Source organism: Olsenella sp. Marseille-QA0557 (genome assembly GCF_965119725.1).
GTDB classification, from domain to species: Bacteria; Actinomycetota; Coriobacteriia; order Coriobacteriales; family Atopobiaceae; genus Coprovicinus; species Coprovicinus avistercoris.
Genome location: NZ_CBCPMI010000001.1, coordinates 1,236,270 through 1,254,622, shown reverse-complemented (window position 1 = coordinate 1,254,622; position 18,353 = coordinate 1,236,270). Strand labels below are relative to the sequence as shown.

Below are 18,353 nucleotides of genomic sequence, written 5' to 3'. Positions count from 1 at the left end.
CTATTTCCTTCTCGCAAAAGCGACGTAAAGGCAGGACGTTTTTACAAATGCCACTGAGCGGACTACATAAACTTCTTAAATAAACCCATTACTTCTTCGATTACCTCTGTATCACCAGCTTGCACACGCTCTACCACGCATGTTTCCAGGTGATCACGCATAACTACGCGTGAAATAGCCTTCACTGCCGATTCGACCGCAGCGAGCTGCGTAAGAACATCGCCACAATATCTATCGTTTTCAATCATGGTCTTAATACCGTTAAGCTGACCAATTGCACGATTGATGCGTTTCGTTACATCTGTCTTAAGCTCTGACGATCGAGGCGTATGTTTCAACTCGCCACACTGTGAGCAGGCAAGCACAGACATCTGATCTTCATTTTCTGCTGTTACATCAGTTGCCATGGTATCCCCCTTTATAAATACCCCTTAGGGGTATTCTTATTTCTCTATTCTATACCCTATGGGGGTATGCTGTAAACAAAAGAGACTGACCTGGACGAGCTGTTTCTTTACCTCATAGACATTTGTTCTTACAGAAAAACCCGCCAGCAAAACTGGCGGGTTTTAGCGACAAGCACCTTGTCCTGTAATGAGCTTTAGATTGTCACTACTGCATCAGGATCAAGCTCCTGGATAGTTGCAGTGAGAGAAGCCTGATCATCTGTTTGCTCAGAACTGCTGGATTCATAGGAACTTGGGTTGGTATTGAAGTTTCCAAAGGACAATGCATCAGATTCGTCCTGCTGCTCCTGTTGGAGTGCTTCGTCGGTACCAAGCTCTACGTCAAAGGTCTTCTCTTCATCGCCGCGTACAACTGTAACCTTGACGGTATCTCCCGGTTCATAAGAGCGAACGGCGAGAATAAGGCCATCGGCAGAAACGATATCCTGATCGTCTATCTTAACGATGACATCGCCTTCTTTAATACCCGCCTTAGCTGCTGGGCCACCATCGGTTACGCTGGCAACATAAGCACCTTGCGTTACTGACAGACCAGCACGGCTTGCATTTTGAGGGGTTACCGATTGTGCAGACAGGCCAATATAGGCGTGCAGGACAGGCTCACCAGCGATAATTTCGTTAGCAACCTCAATTGCATAGTTACCAGGAATTGCAAAGCCAATACCAGCGCTGGATCCAGATTCACTTTGAATAATTGAGTTTATGCCAACAAGATTGCCCTCATCGTCTACAAGAGCGCCACCAGAATTACCTGGGTTAATAGCAGCATCAGTCTGAATGAGGTTGGTATAGATAGTGTTACCTGAGGCACCTGGGAGCATTGTCGAGCGATACAGGGAGGATACAATACCTGTCGAAACTGACTGATCGAGACCATACGGGCTACCAATAGCCATTACCCAATCGCCAACAACGAGCTCGTCAGAGTTACCCACTTCGATTGGAGTAACCGAGTCTCCTTCAAGATCAGCCTTCACTACCGCAAGGTCGCTTGAAGGATCGCTGCCAACAAGCTCACCAACATAGCTGTTCTCACCAATAGTTACTGAGATGTTTACTGCATTCTCAACAACGTGATAGTTTGTGAGGATATTGCCATCTTCATCAAGGATGACACCGGAACCCACGCCATAGCCATCTTCCGTCTCAACATAAATCGAAACAACGGAAGGCAACGCCTTTTTAGCTACTGCTTGAGCAATCGTAGCGTCTTCATTTGTTGCATTGATCTCTATCGTTTGCCCAGCAGCACTCTCCCCATCATCGACGATAATTGGAGTCAGCATGCCCGTAAACTTCAAGACAACAAACATGATTGCAGCACCAAGCACTGCAGCAACAAGTGAAAGCACTACTGTTAATGGCCCAGACCCATTCTTTTTTTTGTGGGAGGGATTCGTATTTGCTGTATGCAGCGGAGGAGCAGCTGAATGGGTTTGTTGTTCCTGTTCAGGGGGAACAGGAGGACGATTGTTGTTGTCCATTGCCACACACCTCTCTCTTAGCCAAACGGCCAAATTTGGATACAAAAGACAAATATGCCTTATGGAATCTGTGTACCCAATATAAAGAGATAGACGCACGAGATTGGCTGTCAAGACTCCAAATTAAATGAAATCATAACTAAGAGGCACATAAGTGGAATTCTTAAAGTTTAAAGAGGTACCCTACGCCACGCACGGTAATGATATGAGAGGCAATCTGTGGACCCACCTTAGAACGCACACGTCTGATATGTACGTCAACGGTACGGGTACCGCCGCAATACTCAAAGCCCCAAACACGATGCAAAAGCGTATCGCGCGAATAAGCACGAGACGGATGTGTGACCAAAAACGATAAGAGCGAGTACTCCATAAGCGTAAGATCAACAGGATGATCATCGATATAGACCTGGTACGTCGCCAAATTTATTGTCATATTTTCAACTGTAACAATATCTGACGGAACGCTTTCCTCGCCAGGCCATAGAAGCTGAGAAACACGGATTTCAAACTCTGCTTCAGAAGCATTAGAGAGGATAAAGTCGCTTCGAAACTGCACGGGCAAACGAAGTTGTCCAAGCTTATCCTCGTCGGTAACAAGCAAAATTGGAATAAGGCCATTATCTGTAAGATAATCATCCACCGACTCAATAAAGGAATCGTCTACCCCATTAAGATCGAGAATGACTAAATCAAAGTCATGGCCACTGGTGATTGCCTGCTCAAAAGTATCTGGAGTTGCAAGCAGCGTTGAAACATCTAGAACATGTGAGAGCTCACGCATACGATCATGATGGCGGTTCGTGCGCGAGATATGCAGGATATTCCTGTGATGCAATGAACTCTCCCTTCCCAGGCCCCGTCAAGATGTGACTGTATTGCCACATTCCTAAAGGCAGGGGATAAACGACACTCAGGATACCACAGGTCAACGGCTTACATAATGCCATCGGCCTGTGGAATTAACCTGAAAGTCCATTCTTAACAGAATATGTAAATAACTAAACAGATAAGAATTATTCGATATTTCCCAGGAACGAAGCGGTACGCTCACTCTTTGGATGGTCAAATACTTCCTCTGGAAGGCCTTGTTCGACAACAACGCCACCCTCCATAAAAACCACTCGATCGGCAACATCACGAGCAAAACCCATCTCATGAGTTACGACCACCATAGTCATGCCACCATTTTCCGCAAGATCACGAATAGCATCCAAAACACCACGAACAAGTTCGGGGTCAAGAGCACTTGTCGGCTCATCAAAGAGCAGCACTTTTGGATGCATTGCAACAGCACGAGCAATAGCAACACGCTGCTGCTGACCACCGGAAAGCTGAGAAGGCTTGTAGTCAGCACGATCAGCAAGTCCAACCGCTTCAAGCTGGCGCAGAGCTTCTTTTTCCGCCTCCTCTTTACTCTTCTTGAGCACCTTTGTTTGGCCAATCATGACATTCTGTTTGGCCGTAAGATGCGGAAAGAGGTTGAAGCTCTGAAATACCATTCCGAGCTCACGACGAAGGTGATTAATGTCCGTTTTTGGAGAGCCCGTAATTTCTTTATCTTCGATAAGGATATGGCCCGCTGTGGGGGTTTCAAGCAAGTTAATGCAACGCAGCATGGTCGACTTACCAGAACCCGAAGGACCTAACACAACCACTACTTCGCCAGGCCAAACATCAAGATTAACATCAGTGAGAACCTCATTATCATCAAACGACTTATTGAGATGCTCAATGCGAATCATTGGATGCTCGCCCTCGACAAAGTGATGGCGTGAGAGCTCTTTATCTCGATCAAATGCTATGCGCGCAGCTTCATCAGCCGGCAAAGCATCGGGAACTTTCGGTGCGCGACGTGTTGAACCGGGATGCAATTTCTTACCGAACATCGTTCATGCCTCCCATTGTCGTTTGTGGACGGAATGGTGCCATTGCCATCTCCCAAGCACTGCGTTCTTTTGGTTGTGTCGTTTCGCAATGAACGCTGGTACCAAGTGATTGAAGCTCCTCAGAAGCTTCCTCCGTAACAACTTTAGTGCCCTTGCCAGGACGTGGACCAGCGCCTGATTCAGAGCGTGCAAGTCTGCGTTCAACAATAGAAACAACTTTAATAAGCGGCAAAGTAACGATGAGATAGAAGATAGCAGCTGCCATGTATGGAGTAATGTTGCCCGAAACCGTTGTCAGGTTCTTTGAGAACATCATAAGCTCCATGACGCCTACCGATGAAAGCAAGGAAGTGTCTTTATATGCAGTAATGAAGTCACTTGTTACCGTAGGCAGTACGCGACGTACCGTTTGCGGCAAAATAATCGAAAGCATGGTCTGCGCACGATTCATGCCCAACGAGGATGCAGCCTCATATTGACCCACTGGAATTGACTCAATGCCTGCACGGAAGATTTCGGCAAGATACGCTGAAGAGTTCACTGCCATAACAATGACACCCAAGACGTTGTTATCAATATTGATATTCATCATTGGGAGACCAAAGAACATGATGTAGATCTGCAAAAACAGCGGTGTACCACGCAGGATATTGATATACACGCTCGCAATTGCTCTCAAAATTCGTATCTTGGAGATCTTCATGAATGAGAATGCAAGGCCCAAGACAATTGCAAATGGATAGGCAATAAAAACAATCGCCAAGCAAACCAGCCAGCCGCCAAACAAAGAAACCATTGACGTAACAAGCAGCTGAGGACGAAGGAACATGCCCAGGAACTGGTTTGAATTCCAAGCCGCTACCCAAGGCTGCTCGTTAAGCCAATTCACGATCGACTGCAAAGGCGTATTGGCCATGATCTCTATCGGACTTGAATCTTCAAGACTTATTGTCTGGCCCGAAGTAGTTGTATAGGAACCAGAAACGGCATACTCTCCACCTGCTGCAGGGAACCGCATACCGGTAATCTCTAAACGGAGCAGAGAATTGGCGGGAATAGGCTCAGAAAAAGTTATTACGATGCTATTTCCAGCTGGCTCTGCAGTACCTTCAATGCTAATGCGATTCAAGCCATCCAACACCGTAATACGAGTCGAAGAGTCATCAAAATTTGCATCGTCAGGCAGGGTGAGCGTTATTGAAGTAACTTCCTCATCCGAACCTACAGTACCCTCCCAGGTAAGACGTGTATCAATACCACCAATAACTCCACTGCCGCCATCCTCATTCGGACGAGCAGTTGCCTTTTCAGTAGTCATTGCTTGGGCACTTGCCACAGGCCCAAAAGTAGTACCGATAAGAACAAGGGCAAAGGCAATAACAAAAGCGCTCAATAGTCGCTTTAGAGCCGATCCTGTCCTTCTGGCTAATCGTAGATTCATAATTGCTCCAAAGTACTGGTCCAATACTGTATGGCAATTCCTTGCAATGACGAAGTGCCACATCCCGTCTCTTGCGGTTAGGCTTATATGCTATCCGTTTTTATGCACAAATGGGAAAAAAGTTACGTTTCTGAATCTAAAATATTTGTATTGCTCTTTTATTCAAACGGCATCAGCTACTGCAGGCCGCCTCAAAGTGTTGCTGGTTTAGATAGTTTCACCGAGCCACTTCTCCATGAGTTCATCTACCGTTCCCTCTTCAATTAAGGCAGCTAAGGCAGTATTTACTGCTGCGGTAAGGCCTGTATTGTCTTTATTGATAGCCCAACCGTATTGCTCGCCTGTTGGAACCTCAATGCCAACAGCAAGGTCTGTATATGAGGTATTGATGAGATAGACCATTGCGGGTAAGTCAGCAACTGCTGCTTGATAGAGTCCCGTCTGCAAGCCAGTAAGACAGCTAATAGCATCGTCTAGGGGAACTACCGTAGCATTTGGAAGATTTTCTTTAGCCCATGCATCGCCTGTGGTTCCAGATTGTACGGCGACTTGCGTTCCGGCTACATTAAGTGAGTCGACTGTGACAGAATCAGCATCGCTCGCTGGAACTACAACCGCCTGGTTGGAATCCATATAAGGATCTGAAAAATCAACTCTTTCAGCACGCTCGTCGGTAATCGTTATTGAGGCAGATGCCATATCGGCCCTTCCGCCCTGTTCAATAGTAGGAATAATGGTGTCAAACTTCTGCATAGGGAGCCAATTTGGTTCTAATCCCAAACGATCACAGACTGCACCAACCAGATCAATTTCGAATCCTTCTGGCTGTCCATCTACGATGCTTGCTAACGCTGGATATCCATAGTCGGAAAGCAGTGTGAGCTTACCTTCCTCTACCAATGTGTATGATTCGTCACCAGATGCAGAGGATTGATTGTTGGAACAACCTGCAAGCGCAGAGCCTGTTGCACATACAGCGAGCATTCCTAACATAACAGAGCGTCGACTCATGATAGGCGTTGAAGTCATATGATCTCCCCCTTAAGCAATGGAGTTCATTTGATTGGATGCGACAGCCCGGCTAAAGCAAATACATGACATCAAAAGCGATGTAATGCATGGGGGAAATCATCAACTATCTTGGCTAACGAAACGCATCTCACGATGGTCGTTATTACTCATTGGCAACAAAACGTAACGCTCTCGTCATGCCATGTGCCTGCAGAAACGCTTCAGAAAAATAAGAGCTATTTAAAAGAAATCAAACTGACACATCTCAATTTTGCTGTGTACTCAAAACAGAGAATACAAAAAACTCGCGGGCTTACAGATAAGGTCCTATCCGCAAGCCCGCGAGAAAGATTTGGTTTAAGTCTCAAAGGATTTTCTCTACCTAGCAGCAGACTGATTAAAACCCTCCGTAGTAGTGATCGCGCTCCCAGTTTGTGACATGCATACGGTACTCTTCCCATTCACGCCGCTTCGCCTCAACGAGGTAGCTATGGATGTGCGAACCGAGAGTGGTACGCATGAGTTCGCTTTTCTCAAAAGCATCTATTGCTTCACCGAGATCGCGTGGAAGAGGTGAGATTCCCTTTGCTGCAAGCTCCGAAGGAGACAAAGTAGCATCTTCAAGCGTTGCTTCAGCTGGAAGCTCCATGCCATCCTCAATACCTTTAAGGCCTGCAGCAAGTGTTACTGCTAATACAAGGTATGGGTTGCAGGTAGGATCGGGACTGCGCAGCTCAATTCGAGTGGAAAGATGTTTTCCAGGTTTATGCGCTGGAATACGTACCAAAGCCGAACGGTTACGCCTGCCCCATGTTGCATAACAAGGAACTTCGCCCGTTGGAATTAAGCGCTTATAAGAGTTAACCGTCGGATTAGTAATGAGAGTAAATTCTCGAGCGTATGCAAGAATACCGGCAATATAAGATTTCGCCAATTTTGAGAGATGCGTACCACCTGGAGCATCTTCAGCCCAGAAAAGATTTTCACCGTCATGGCTGAGCAAAGACTGATTGAGGAAGAGAGCAGAGCCAGGAGAGCTATCAAATGGCTTAGGCATAAATGAAGCATACATGCCTTCATCAAAAGCAACCTGTTTTATGACATGACGCGCAGTCATAATATTGTCCGCACAAGTACGCGCCTCGGCATAACGAAGTTGAATACTGTTTTGAGAAGGCGCAATCGCATGACGAGAGTACTCCACAGGAATGGACATCTTCTCCAGCATCAGTGTTGTATTGCGGCGAAGGTCGCACGATGAATCATAAGGTGTGAGGTCAAAATAACCTGCATTATCTATAGGAATCGGATCCTTATCGCTACGGAAATAGAAAAACTCTAGTTCAGGGCCAACGTTAAGAAGATATCCTAGACGATCAGCCTCACGGAAAATACGCTCAAGGCAAGAGCGCGGATCCCCTGCAAAGGGCAAACGAGCTGGCGTTTTAATATCACAAAATACGCGCGCAGCGCCGCTCTTCGCAGGACGCCAAGGAAGCATTTGGAAAGTTTCCGGATCTGGAAAAGCGAGCATATCAGATTCTTCGAGCGGAGCAGCAAATCCATCTACCGCAGATCCATCAAATCCGATTCCCTCTTCAAATGCCTCTTCAAGATCCTCAGGAGAAATAGCAAACGATTTAAGGTTACCGAGAACATCGGTAAACCACAGCCGAATAAAACGAATGTCGCGATCTTCAACTGTTCTTAAGACAAAGTCGATACTTTGCTGCTCGTAAGGCATCAGGCGCCTCCAGACAAATGTGAGACGTACTCAATCTTATACATGTTTCACAATGGCATAGTTGTGTTACACCCTTGTTTCACTCTGCCAAGACTTTGCCTTATTCGGATGAAAGCCATGATCTCTGTATATTGGGATTGTGCTTATACATCTGGCTTTTGATCATCATGAGTTAATCGAGCTTGAGCGTTAGAAATTGTTGCAGATGCCACCGGACAAGATCCTCCCTTATGAGCGGCTGAACAAGTACCCGCATTTGCACAGCTGCCACAAGAACCTTTCGAGCGCATTATCGAACGAATGGCAATGATCACCAAAACAAGAACGATACTAAGAACCACAACGTCTATAGGTGGGACAGACATTTTGCACCCCCTGAAATTTCTAAAGTTTCCTGCACATATAATAGTATTTGTTAACTTTAGTTAACTATACACCAAAACTATGAGCTTCCTATGAGCCATATTTGGTTTTGAAGAGTTAATTCTCTTTCTTATTTAATGATCACTTTCAGCTGTATTCCACATATATCGATACTATCCCCCGATGCAACGTGCATAGAATCCAATATGGGCACACCTTTATATGAAGCAGGATTGGTCGCTCCTTGATTGAGAGCCATAATCCCCGATTTGTCGGGAATGATTCGTAAATGATGACGAGATACAGTTCTATCGTGCAGTATCACGTCATTGTCGTTTTCTCTTCCAATTGTGATCCCTTCATCAGGGACCCCGCACCTTACCTCCATAGCAGCTGAAATAACTCTGACTTCGGTATTTCCAACTCTATGAACTTCAGACAGATCGATAGTGTCATCTGCGCTCTCAGAAAGTGAGCAATCAATAGATTTCTCAACAATCTCTTGTCTTGCTCTATCCCCTGTTTGGATGGCCTTATTCTTTTCGAATGTATGATCCTGTGTGCCAATTTGCCCGCTTGTCGCTAGAAACGACTTATTCTGGGTCGTATCAAAATCATAGAGACAGCCATAGCATACCTGCATGTCTTTAAAGAGAATCGCTCCACACCGCGGACAAACCTTAGTATTTGTAGATTGAGATCCAGCCTCATAGGAAGCTGCATAGGTCTGAGAAGTGTACATCTCATCCGTCAACATTTTTCCTCCTGACAATTACTGAAGGGTTTGTCGAACGATCTGTTCTCCCGGAACCACCCATCCACTTTTAGACGCAGGACGCTCGAGAACTGCGATAGCACCTTCGCATCTTATGCGTGCCCCGCAATGTAGTGATAAGCACACACTCATCACCTCACCTTCGGAATTAATAAAGGCAATATCTATTGGAAATGCCATGAGATGAGTGTGAATATCACTGCACTCCAATAAGAGAACAGGTAATGCACTCCGCGAAGCGCCGATAAGGCCTTTCGTCCGTTCAAAGAAACTGACGAGAATCCGGGCTGAAAGAACTTTTTCTTTGAACACAAGGTTTATCAGTTTGCCTTTCAGCGCTGATTGCCGTTTTGACCTCATACCACTACTCCCGGTCTATATCGGTCGACCACAAGACTCCGCTCATGAATAAGCACCCCTGGAGGAGAGAAGTTAATCCCTGCAATTGAAAAATGCGATGGCCAAGGTTTGACACGGAGCATACAGGTAAAGCGAGTAAGACAAGGAATGACAGACATATTGCCCGATCCTCCAAACCGGCCAACTGTCTCAGCGTGTACCTCAACTTCATACGCATCTGCATTTCCCATTGCATTTTCAATGCATGTTTTAACCTCACGTTGCGCGTGTTCCATTGTTTGTTCGCCCGGAGGTGATACACCTTGAGAAACAATGGCATCAAGAGCAACTTGATCAAACTGAGCACACAGCTCCACGTATCTCATGAGGCTATACGCCATAAACACCATCACAATCAATATGGGAAGAAGGGCAGCAAGCTCCACTGACATCTGAGCTTTGCGTTCAAATATCAGGGCTTTCATGAGGCACCAACCAAACTGCCAATATCTATTGAAAGTGGTATTGAGATGTTGGTGCCAGGTATAGGAAGTTCTGCAACGACAAAGGCTCCCGTACCCAATTCATTTCTCACTTCAACACCAAGGGCAGCCGCAAGCTCAGCAGGACTTCCGCTCGATGGCAAACGTTCAATTAATCTTCGAGCTTCTCCCATACCAGAAAGTCCAGCTTTATCAAATACGTTTTGTGAATTGGTTAATACTGGTTTTCTCATACGAAGATCCGTGGGAGCAAACATTGTTGATCCTGCTAAGTCCGTAAGCATTTCTCGGAGATCAGCAGCAACACTACCTCCCAAAACTCCATCAAGAAGTCCAAGAAAATCTCCTACAGCAGAACCTATGCTCTCGTAAGCAGATCCATAGGCATGTAATGCAGTACCCCAAAGCTCACATATCATGGCTGGAAGTCCAACAAGACCTTCGCCCGAAGACAAACCATCGAAGAATCGAGATATAACATTGTTTTCTGCCGTAGCTTCATCAGGTGCAAGAACAGCCGCAGAAATCGCCGCTCCCTGTGGAAGCTCAGATCCAGAAAGAAATGAAGCGGTAAGCTCATTTGGAGTGATTATTGATTCCCCTCGATAAACTACCGACACACAACCCCAAGCTCCAGGCGGACACAGTTCAGGTCGCTCACCAGCAAGTTCATCCATTGCTTTATCGAACTCATCCGCCCCATCCTCTGCAATTTCTTTCATCTCCGCTTCAAAACGAACGAGTTCATTTTTGTGAGCTTCATAGTTTTCAGAGGCTTCGCAGATGGCTTTCCAATGGTATTCAAATCCATTTTCTATTGACGTAGAGGCAGCAGGCACACGGCCTAAATCCGTAATATCCATGTCACAAGTCGCACAACGACTTGCACTACCAGCGTCAATATCACTTAGTGAAGATGTCCCTGATGATGGACCTGTTGCTCCTGGACAGTCTGTACTAGCATGCAATACACGCACTCCACCTTCCATCGTGCATGGCCAGCGCCGGTCAGTATAAAGCGATGTTTTACGAACTTCTGAAGTGTTTCTTGGTAAGGTTGGCAGTGAAATATCAACAGTACCATCTGCTTGTTCGATATAGTGACCGTTGTTCACTTGAGAAAGTGCATAATCATAGAATGCTTTTCTGGCACACGAATTTGTCAGCTCACCCGCCGTTGAATTCTGAGGAGCTTCTGCGGCGGAACGCGCCGCATAATATGCACGTGCCCTCATAAGAGGGATACCAAAATTCCATCCATCAGTCGTAGGATACCAAGGGTTTTGCGAGGGCGTGAGTCCCGCAAGTGTTTCCGCGCGCTGCCAAAGGCAATAAGGTTTATCCCCACAGTCCGCTCTCCACCCAGCATCCCGAGCTTCATTTGCGGCTTCTGCTTCTTTGTCAGCACGATCAGAAACTTCACTCATTTTCTCAGTTTGCTCACTTAGCAGTTCAGGAGCTATCTCAGCATCATCCAAGGCAAAGTTTGTCTGAGAGCTCACGGGAAATGGCAGGGCACACCCTACATATTCAATATTGCTCTCTTCAGAATTTGCAGCTATACAAGAAGCTGAATTAGTCGCAACTAAGAGCGGTAACGTTGTTTCAAATTTTGAAAGCCCTTCGGCTGATTTTTGAGCAAAGCGCTGTCGTGCTTCAAGTATTTTCGTACCAACTTGACCCACTTCAAGACCGGCTGGCCCAAGTCCTGGAACAGCAGCGAGTACGAGTCCTGCAGCAGAAACAACAACACCAGTTATCCCCATGCTCAATACACACGCGTCTAATACCTGCGCCACACTCACATATGCTGTAACCGCATTACTACCTGCAAGGGCAGCAGCGTCTGCAACTCGTTGTACTTCCGAAGAACGGCTATTAAGCCAACTTATCGAAGCGATACCAAAAACAAGACAGAGGCTTACGAGAATAGCTGAGGCCACTGTCAGAGAGGTATAGCCTCCTTCTTCATGTATGAAAAGATTCAATCCAAAGGTTGCTTTATTCTTAAAAGGATTCTTATGAATCCCACGCGCCAACCCAATCTTCATAGTTGCCCTCCAGCCATTCGGGCCTTACTTGTTCTGTTACTTCAACATGAAGTTGAATCGTCCCGTGGTCAGAAGCACCAAGAGCTGCTGTGAGTCCTCCTATTACTGGCAATGGCTTAACAGACCCACTGATTTCTATACAAACTTCTGCCTCACCTAAGCCGCTGATCTGAATATCCCAATCTCTCGGTCCTCCTTCATGAAAGATGGAGACATTAGGAATAGCTTGAAGACGTCGAAGTGCATACTCTTTGCACTCCCGTTCATTTTCAGAAGAAGCTGTCGCAACAACACGTGCTGTTTGGGCGGCGGCTGACCTCATCACTGATCGTGTATAGAGTAAACATGCAGGTTGTAGGAGCATGAGAATAACGATCATGATTGTTGGCAATAACGCCGCCGCCTCAACACTAGCTTGTCCAGATACCTCAAAACAAAAGAATGTCTTTCCAAGCATCCAAATCTGGCGACATTTCAAAACCATGGGAGCAGGATTCTTGGGCAAGTTCAAGGAGCTTTCCGGTTGACGATGCGCGCCATATTGCCGCCAGCCCCACCACAACCGTAAAGAATGCCACCAGTAAAACAGCATACTCAACTGTTGCTTGACCACTTCTATCCCGTGCCAAGCAATGCTTGACCACCATCGTAAACCTCCTCCCATTGTGATTCCTCCATCCTGAGAATTCTCACTTCACACTCCTGGCTATCCTGTTCTTCCACGACGAAACAAACTTCAACTGCATTACCAAAGCTCACAGTGCAGCTCCATGTGTTGCCAAACAAATCCAAATAGCCGGAACGTATGAGTAGACAGTTCTTGGATTCTCGATATCTCTGTAGGAGCGCATACGCAGTATCTTGAAGTCCCTTATGAGATGAATACGTTGAAACGGTCCCCTGTTCAGTTTTTTCAATTGCAACAGGAGTTTCTAAAAATGAATTACTGTCATCTGTTAACTCAACAGATGCTTGCTCTTCATCAGAATCATGAATAAGGAACGTATCCCTCAGACAATAGATCGCCAGAAGAACAAGAAGACAACTACAAATACCTCCGATAATCCAAACAAGAGGCGTATGCGTTCGTTTTATACGATGCCTGCTCACTAGAGGGAATTAATGCCATCTGCAATGGCTTGCCAGAGTTCTGATATTCGATCTCTAAAAGAAATAACGGCAACGATAGCGATAACAACTAGAACTCCTACAAGAATCGCATACTCCGTTGTTCCCTGTCCTAATTTTTCTTTACGAACAACTCCCATTAGTTCTGCCATTTGTAAAAATGCCGCTTGAATACTTGCCATACGAACAACCCCTTTCTTCCTACATCCCGACTGCTGAGCTCATAAGAGGACCAAGAATCGCTAGTAGCATTGCCGGAACAATAAGAGTCCCTAAAGGGAGAAGCATTTTTACCGGTGCTTTTTCAATGCGTTCCTCGATTTGAGAACGCTGTTCAGATCTAATTGCTCGGCTTTGTCGCTCTAAAACGGCAGCCAAGGGCGTCCCGAAAGATAATGACTCCATTACCGCATCGGCAAATCGCTTTAATGGAGCGCTATCAAGATCTTCGGCAAGATTCGATAAGGCATCAGATCTTGAAGATATTCCACAGCGCCAACGCAGCATGGCACTTTTAAGAGCCTGGGAAAGATCATTATTAAAGCGTGAGCAGTACAAATCTAAAGAAGCATCAAAAGATAAGCCGGCGGACAACCCTAAACCCATAATGTCAAGAAGCGCTGGCATTTGACTGAGGCAGCGTTCTTGTTTTGTTCGTTTCTTACTGCGCTGTATAAAAGATGCAACAATTGGTGCTTGTTCGATATTAATTTGAGACAACGTTTGAAAACGTATAGCTGATTCTTTGTTTTCTTGAGCAGTAAGAAAGAAAGGCAAGGTAAATCCTACAATAGCTATAAGTGCTGTCCATCCTATATCCACACTACTCATATCATTACTCCTTTCATGAGATGTCGAACGACAAAAAGAGCAACGGTGTCGAGTAATAATGAAAAAGCAAGACAGGTCATTCCTGGTATTGTTGAAATCCCTGCTCTGAACTCCTGAGATAGTGTTGATAAGACAAGCACCATAAGAATTGGCATGATGCATACAATTCGTACAGATAAACGCGCCTGAGCAGTCTTGGTTCTCAATGAACGCTCAAGTTCTACGTTACCTTCTGCAAGTTCCGCTGATGAAAGTAAGAGATCTCTTAAGGGACTGCCGGTCCTTTGCGAGATTGAAAGCGTAGTTGTAAGAAGTTCAATACCTGGTACGTTCAATTCGGTTTCCAGCTGATGTAATGCATGACTGGTAGATGCTCCGCAGTGTAGAGAGAGGGCTGCCTTTGCAAATTCCGAACCAATTCTTCCCTGCTCATGAGTCCCCACATATTCAATAGCCTGTGAAAGTGTTCGTCCCGATCCAAGTGCAACTGCTAATGAACGAAAGACATCGGGTATCTCACGAGTAAGATCTTGTGCTTTTCGCCGTTCAACCATACGGACAAGAACAAGGCAACTGGCAATTGCCACCACGAGTCCAATACCAATTCCTATAACCGATGAACAAATCAGGGCGAACAGAACGGGGATGCTCATCAATCCAAAGAGAATCATTCCGACAATCTCGTCATCTGAAAATGAATTTCTTTGTATCCAAGAAAAACGCCTGAGTTCATCACGCAAGAGTGCCACACTCGGAAGATGTGCAATTCTGCAGATACCAGGACATTCTGCTAACCGTCTACATGCATAACGCAGCACCATTATGGTTGATTGATTTGAACCAAGCGCTCCACGTCGATGGGTCTTCCCAAGGAGGATATATACAGCAAGCCAAGCAAGACTTCCTACCCCTAAGGCAGCGAGCACCTCCATTTTCCCACCTCCTTTTTATCAATGAGGCCCTCTGATATGCCAAGCTCAATAAAAGATGGTTCACGAATGAGACGCCACGTTCTATGAACACTGTCAAAGGAAACTATTTCCTCTAAACCAACCCCACCGGATTTATCGCGAATAACAAATGAAGTGGTGGATATAACTCGACTACCACCTGGCATACGACGCGACATAACAATAAGATCAAGTGCAGTAGCCACCTGTTCTTCGATAATATCTGTGGGCAAATCCATCCCAAAACGGGCCATAAGAACAAGGCGAAGAATAGCCTCTCGTTCATCTCCTGCATGGAGAGTCGTAAGTGAACCGTCATGCCCCGTATTCATAGCTTGAAGCATATCTATGCATTCTTCGCCACGTACTTCTCCTACAACAATTCTGTCTGGACGCATACGCAGGGCATTTTTAACAAGATCGCGAATAGTAACTTCCCCAGAACCTTCGATTGAAGCATCGCGAGACTCAAGACGAATAACATGAGGATGAGAGTCAAATTTCAGCTCAGCGGAATCCTCAATGGTTATAATTCGCTCTCCATGTGGAATTTCACAAGATAGCGCATTAAGAAGGGTCGTTTTACCCGATCCAGTACCCCCTGCAACCGCAATATCCTGTCGCATTTTAACTGCCCAAGCAAGAAGCTGTGCATACCATGCTGGTAGAGACCCAAGTTCTACTAGTTTGCTCAGAGAAGAAATGCGGTTTGAAAAACGTCTAATTGTTACTGCAGGACCACCTAAAGCAATCGGTGTGCTAACAACATTGACACGATCACCATTAGACAAGCGAGCATTAACTATTGGGCTGCTTTCATCCAGACGACGGCCAAGAGGAGCAAGGATACGATCTACAACCATAAGAATTTGTTCTGTGGTTTTGAATACTCTTGCCGTGCGTTGCATAACGCCATCGCGCTCATAAAACAGTGAATCGCAGCCATTAATCATTACTTCTGTGATACTCGGATCATCCAGCAATGGCTGTAAAGGACCTAGACCAACCACTTCATCGACTACTTCTCGGATGAGAGAAGCATGCTCTCGCTCGTTAACTTCGGAGTAGTCATTCGAGTGTAGGATGGTCTGACAAGCAACACTCAATTCTGTACGAGCGCGTGCTTTATCTGAATTTGCAGCCATTTGAGCAACGACAGGAAGTCCAAGACGCCCCATTAAATCCCGCTTTAGTTTATTGCGTATTTCGTCCTGAAAATCCTCATCAACTTCTATAGTCTCTTCACCCTGCTGCATGCGAACACGTTCTAGAAGCGTCATATCAAACCGCCTCTCTCATTCGCGCAAACCAACTTCGGGCTTTTCGAGGAACGGATGCATGAAGCGCAGTTTGTGCCTCGCTACAATCGGGAAGTCTTCCTAACTCTTCAAGAATCTTTGCCAGTGCCGTAGAAAGAGAGTCGGGGAAATCTTGTTCATACGAAACTAAATCAGCCAAATGGCCAGATGCAGCTAACTCACCTACCTCATCACCCCCTTCAAGCACACGCAGCTCGCGCGCCGTTTCTAATCCAATATCTGCCCTATGTAACAAGGCATTTGCCTGAGATCGCGAGTCGCAACGATTAGAAATGCGCATGATGCGTGTACGAGCAACGCCCAACCTTACTGCAAGCGATGCCATACGAGCCAACGAAGCGGGAGAAAGTCTTATGTCATCAGATACAAGAAGAAGCCTGTCACAACTCTGTGCAGCTTGAGCAACAGCATCTGTCCATGTAGTAGAAGTATCGACAACAACCAACTCAAATTCATTTGCTAAAACGGTAATTAAGCTCGAAACGATCGGAGAAATTCGTTCCGCCATCTCAGGGCGATCGCAGGGACCTAAAACACATAGATGCTCATCAATTTGTACAGAAACAGTCTTGAGTTGTTCTGCAGTTGGAACCGAAGATCTTGAAAGTGCAGAGAGGTCAGACGGATGTCCAACACCCAATACATGAGCCAGATCGCCCGCGCTTAAATCGAGATCAAGCGCTGCTACATGAAGCCCCCATGAAGCTGCACATACTGCACTCATAGCAGCGAGAGATGTTTTGCCAACACCTCCTCTTCCAGATGCAAAAACCAATACCGGCGCTGAATGTTCTTTTCTTCCAGGCGGGATTGAAGGTACCGCAAGAATTGCATCATGCGATAAGCGCGACGCAGGAGTCTTGTCCGATTGATCCGTACGAGAGGAATCAACATAGACATCACAGCTCGGCTCCTCAAGATCTGTCACTTCACTCCGAGTGGTCGTTCGTGGAACAGGAGCTTCTAATGACCTCTCTGGCTCAGTTTGTTTTGAATAGATATGAGAACCACCCGTCCCACGAGCAACCAACTCATTAATATCCTCATAATTCATCACTCTTGTTATGCCAGCGCGTAGAGCGCGTGACCGTAATGAACCCGAAGGATTATGTTCCACGAGGATGACCTCATCAGCATGGCCATCCGCTACGACCGCCGCTGCCAAATTTATTGATGACACTCCTATACAATCCGGTCCCACTGCGAGCGAAGCATGATGTGGCTGTTGGGCGAGCATTATCGCTCGAGCCTCATCTGGAGAATTCGTTTTTCTTACTGCTGCTACCGGATACAGGATCTCAAGAGCCTTAAGCAACACTGGCATTGTTTCTTGTGAAGAACATGCGAACCATTTTTCAGCCATTAGTTTCCCCTTCCTCAACTGCAGGGACAGACGGATCAGCCTGAACTGCACCGGCAGTGTTATCAACATCATCAGCGGGGACAACGATCCGAAGTGTGCCTTCTGCACTTGCAGTAAGCACAACGGGCACAGCATCTGGTGAAACGGCAAGGGTAAGCGTTGCAGCAGCACCTATAGATGAAGATTCCGGCATGCTGAGCACTACTACATCCTCAGTGACAAGTGTGGTGCCCTCATCACTTGTCGTGTAGGCAATAACATTTGAACCTGCGGCTACTTCTACTGGGACGCCTGTACGATCGGTAAGAGGTACGCTAACTGCAACCATTCCCTGTGGCACTTCAAGCTGCTCATCATTGGTCCGAAAATTTAAGTCACAGACAGGCGCACCTTTTGCGATAGGAACTGTTACACCTTTACCAATCACTTCATCCAAATTGGTAAATGCGCCTTCTGGCACCAGATCGGCAACCCAATCACGCTGTGTAACATCTGCAGCAGAGATGGTTTCTCCAGCTTCAAGTGTTCTATTTGAGACAACGATGCTAACTATTTCTCCTCCATAACGAGCTATGGCTTCCGATCTGACTTGTTCAGCATCTGCACGAATATGGTCGCCATAAGAAAGGAAGATGAGAGCTGCCAATACTGCACAGGCAAGAGAAAGAGCAATTCTAAATTTGAACGACATCTCC

At 46.1% G+C, this 18,353-nt stretch carries 19 protein-coding genes; all 19 read right to left on the bottom strand.

Features of this window, described 5'->3' with window-relative positions; translation table 11 throughout:
* Positions 1-62: 62 nt before the first annotated feature.
* The 19 genes from ACQY6Y_RS05790 to cpaB all read right to left on the bottom strand — a co-directional run bounded on the left by ACQY6Y_RS05790 (position 63) and on the right by cpaB (position 18,349).
* Positions 63-371 carry a metal-sensing transcriptional repressor gene (locus ACQY6Y_RS05790; protein ID WP_428379956.1) on the bottom strand — a complete coding sequence of 103 codons (309 nt, stop codon included), beginning with the start codon at positions 369-371 and terminating at the stop codon, positions 63-65.
* Between the two features lie 230 nt (positions 372-601).
* The gene (locus tag ACQY6Y_RS05785) at positions 602-1,951 is read right to left on the bottom strand and encodes a S1C family serine protease (RefSeq protein ID WP_428379364.1); all 1,350 of its coding nucleotides are present in this window, start codon (positions 1,949-1,951) and stop codon (positions 602-604) included.
* A gap of 163 nt (positions 1,952-2,114) precedes the next feature.
* Complete coding sequence (locus ACQY6Y_RS05780) at positions 2,115-2,789, bottom strand: response regulator transcription factor (RefSeq protein WP_428379363.1); 675 nt, start codon at positions 2,787-2,789, stop codon at positions 2,115-2,117.
* 178 nt (positions 2,790-2,967) lie between these two features.
* Positions 2,968-3,840, bottom strand: a complete 873-nt coding sequence (locus ACQY6Y_RS05775; protein ID WP_428379362.1) for an ATP-binding cassette domain-containing protein — start codon at positions 3,838-3,840, stop codon at positions 2,968-2,970.
* Positions 3,830-5,281: an ABC transporter permease subunit gene (locus ACQY6Y_RS05770; protein WP_428379361.1), complete on the bottom strand. Its 1,452-nt coding sequence runs from the start codon at positions 5,279-5,281 to the stop codon at positions 3,830-3,832. Before ACQY6Y_RS05770 ends, ACQY6Y_RS05775 begins: the two co-directional genes overlap by 11 nt.
* A gap of 207 nt (positions 5,282-5,488) precedes the next feature.
* Complete coding sequence (locus ACQY6Y_RS05765; protein WP_428379360.1) at positions 5,489-6,310, bottom strand: ABC transporter substrate-binding protein; 822 nt, start codon at positions 6,308-6,310, stop codon at positions 5,489-5,491.
* A 379-nt stretch (positions 6,311-6,689) separates the two neighbouring features.
* Positions 6,690-8,036, bottom strand: coding sequence for a glutamine synthetase family protein (locus ACQY6Y_RS05760; protein ID WP_428379359.1), 1,347 nt, complete (start codon positions 8,034-8,036; stop codon positions 6,690-6,692).
* A 143-nt stretch (positions 8,037-8,179) separates the two neighbouring features.
* Positions 8,180-8,401, bottom strand: a complete 222-nt coding sequence (locus ACQY6Y_RS05755; RefSeq protein WP_428379358.1) for a hypothetical protein — start codon at positions 8,399-8,401, stop codon at positions 8,180-8,182.
* 128 nt (positions 8,402-8,529) lie between these two features.
* Positions 8,530-9,156: an FHA domain-containing protein gene (locus tag ACQY6Y_RS05750; protein WP_428379357.1), complete on the bottom strand. Its 627-nt coding sequence runs from the start codon at positions 9,154-9,156 to the stop codon at positions 8,530-8,532.
* A 374-nt stretch (positions 9,157-9,530) separates the two neighbouring features.
* The gene (locus ACQY6Y_RS05745) at positions 9,531-9,998 is read right to left on the bottom strand and encodes a hypothetical protein (RefSeq protein WP_428379356.1); all 468 of its coding nucleotides are present in this window, start codon (positions 9,996-9,998) and stop codon (positions 9,531-9,533) included.
* Positions 9,995-12,067, bottom strand: a complete 2,073-nt coding sequence (locus tag ACQY6Y_RS05740; protein ID WP_428379355.1) for a hypothetical protein — start codon at positions 12,065-12,067, stop codon at positions 9,995-9,997. The genes ACQY6Y_RS05745 and ACQY6Y_RS05740 overlap by 4 nt, the downstream gene beginning before the upstream one ends.
* Positions 12,036-12,551 carry a TadE family protein gene (locus ACQY6Y_RS05735; RefSeq protein ID WP_428379354.1) on the bottom strand — a complete coding sequence of 172 codons (516 nt, stop codon included), beginning with the start codon at positions 12,549-12,551 and terminating at the stop codon, positions 12,036-12,038. The genes ACQY6Y_RS05740 and ACQY6Y_RS05735 overlap by 32 nt, the downstream gene beginning before the upstream one ends.
* Complete coding sequence (locus ACQY6Y_RS05730) at positions 12,496-12,714, bottom strand: TadE/TadG family type IV pilus assembly protein (RefSeq protein WP_428379353.1); 219 nt, start codon at positions 12,712-12,714, stop codon at positions 12,496-12,498. The genes ACQY6Y_RS05735 and ACQY6Y_RS05730 overlap by 56 nt, the downstream gene beginning before the upstream one ends.
* 462 nt (positions 12,715-13,176) lie before the next feature.
* Positions 13,177-13,377, bottom strand: a complete 201-nt coding sequence (locus tag ACQY6Y_RS05725; protein WP_428379968.1) for a hypothetical protein — start codon at positions 13,375-13,377, stop codon at positions 13,177-13,179.
* Positions 13,378-13,396: 19 nt separating this feature from the next.
* Positions 13,397-14,026, bottom strand: coding sequence for a type II secretion system F family protein (locus tag ACQY6Y_RS05720; RefSeq protein ID WP_428379352.1), 630 nt, complete (start codon positions 14,024-14,026; stop codon positions 13,397-13,399).
* The gene (locus ACQY6Y_RS05715; protein ID WP_428379351.1) at positions 14,023-14,958 is read right to left on the bottom strand and encodes a type II secretion system F family protein; all 936 of its coding nucleotides are present in this window, start codon (positions 14,956-14,958) and stop codon (positions 14,023-14,025) included. Before ACQY6Y_RS05715 ends, ACQY6Y_RS05720 begins: the two co-directional genes overlap by 4 nt.
* Positions 14,937-16,256 (bottom strand): CpaF family protein, encoded by a 1,320-nt coding sequence (locus tag ACQY6Y_RS05710; RefSeq protein WP_428379350.1) that lies wholly within the window; start codon positions 16,254-16,256, stop codon positions 14,937-14,939. The genes ACQY6Y_RS05715 and ACQY6Y_RS05710 overlap by 22 nt, the downstream gene beginning before the upstream one ends.
* 1 nt (position 16,257) lies before the next feature.
* On the bottom strand, positions 16,258-17,658 hold the full coding sequence (locus ACQY6Y_RS05705; protein ID WP_428379349.1) for an AAA family ATPase: 1,401 nt from the start codon (positions 17,656-17,658) through the stop codon (positions 16,258-16,260).
* Positions 17,651-18,349: a Flp pilus assembly protein CpaB gene (gene cpaB / locus ACQY6Y_RS05700; RefSeq protein ID WP_428379348.1), complete on the bottom strand. Its 699-nt coding sequence runs from the start codon at positions 18,347-18,349 to the stop codon at positions 17,651-17,653. The genes ACQY6Y_RS05705 and cpaB overlap by 8 nt, the downstream gene beginning before the upstream one ends.
* Positions 18,350-18,353 lie beyond the last annotated feature (4 nt).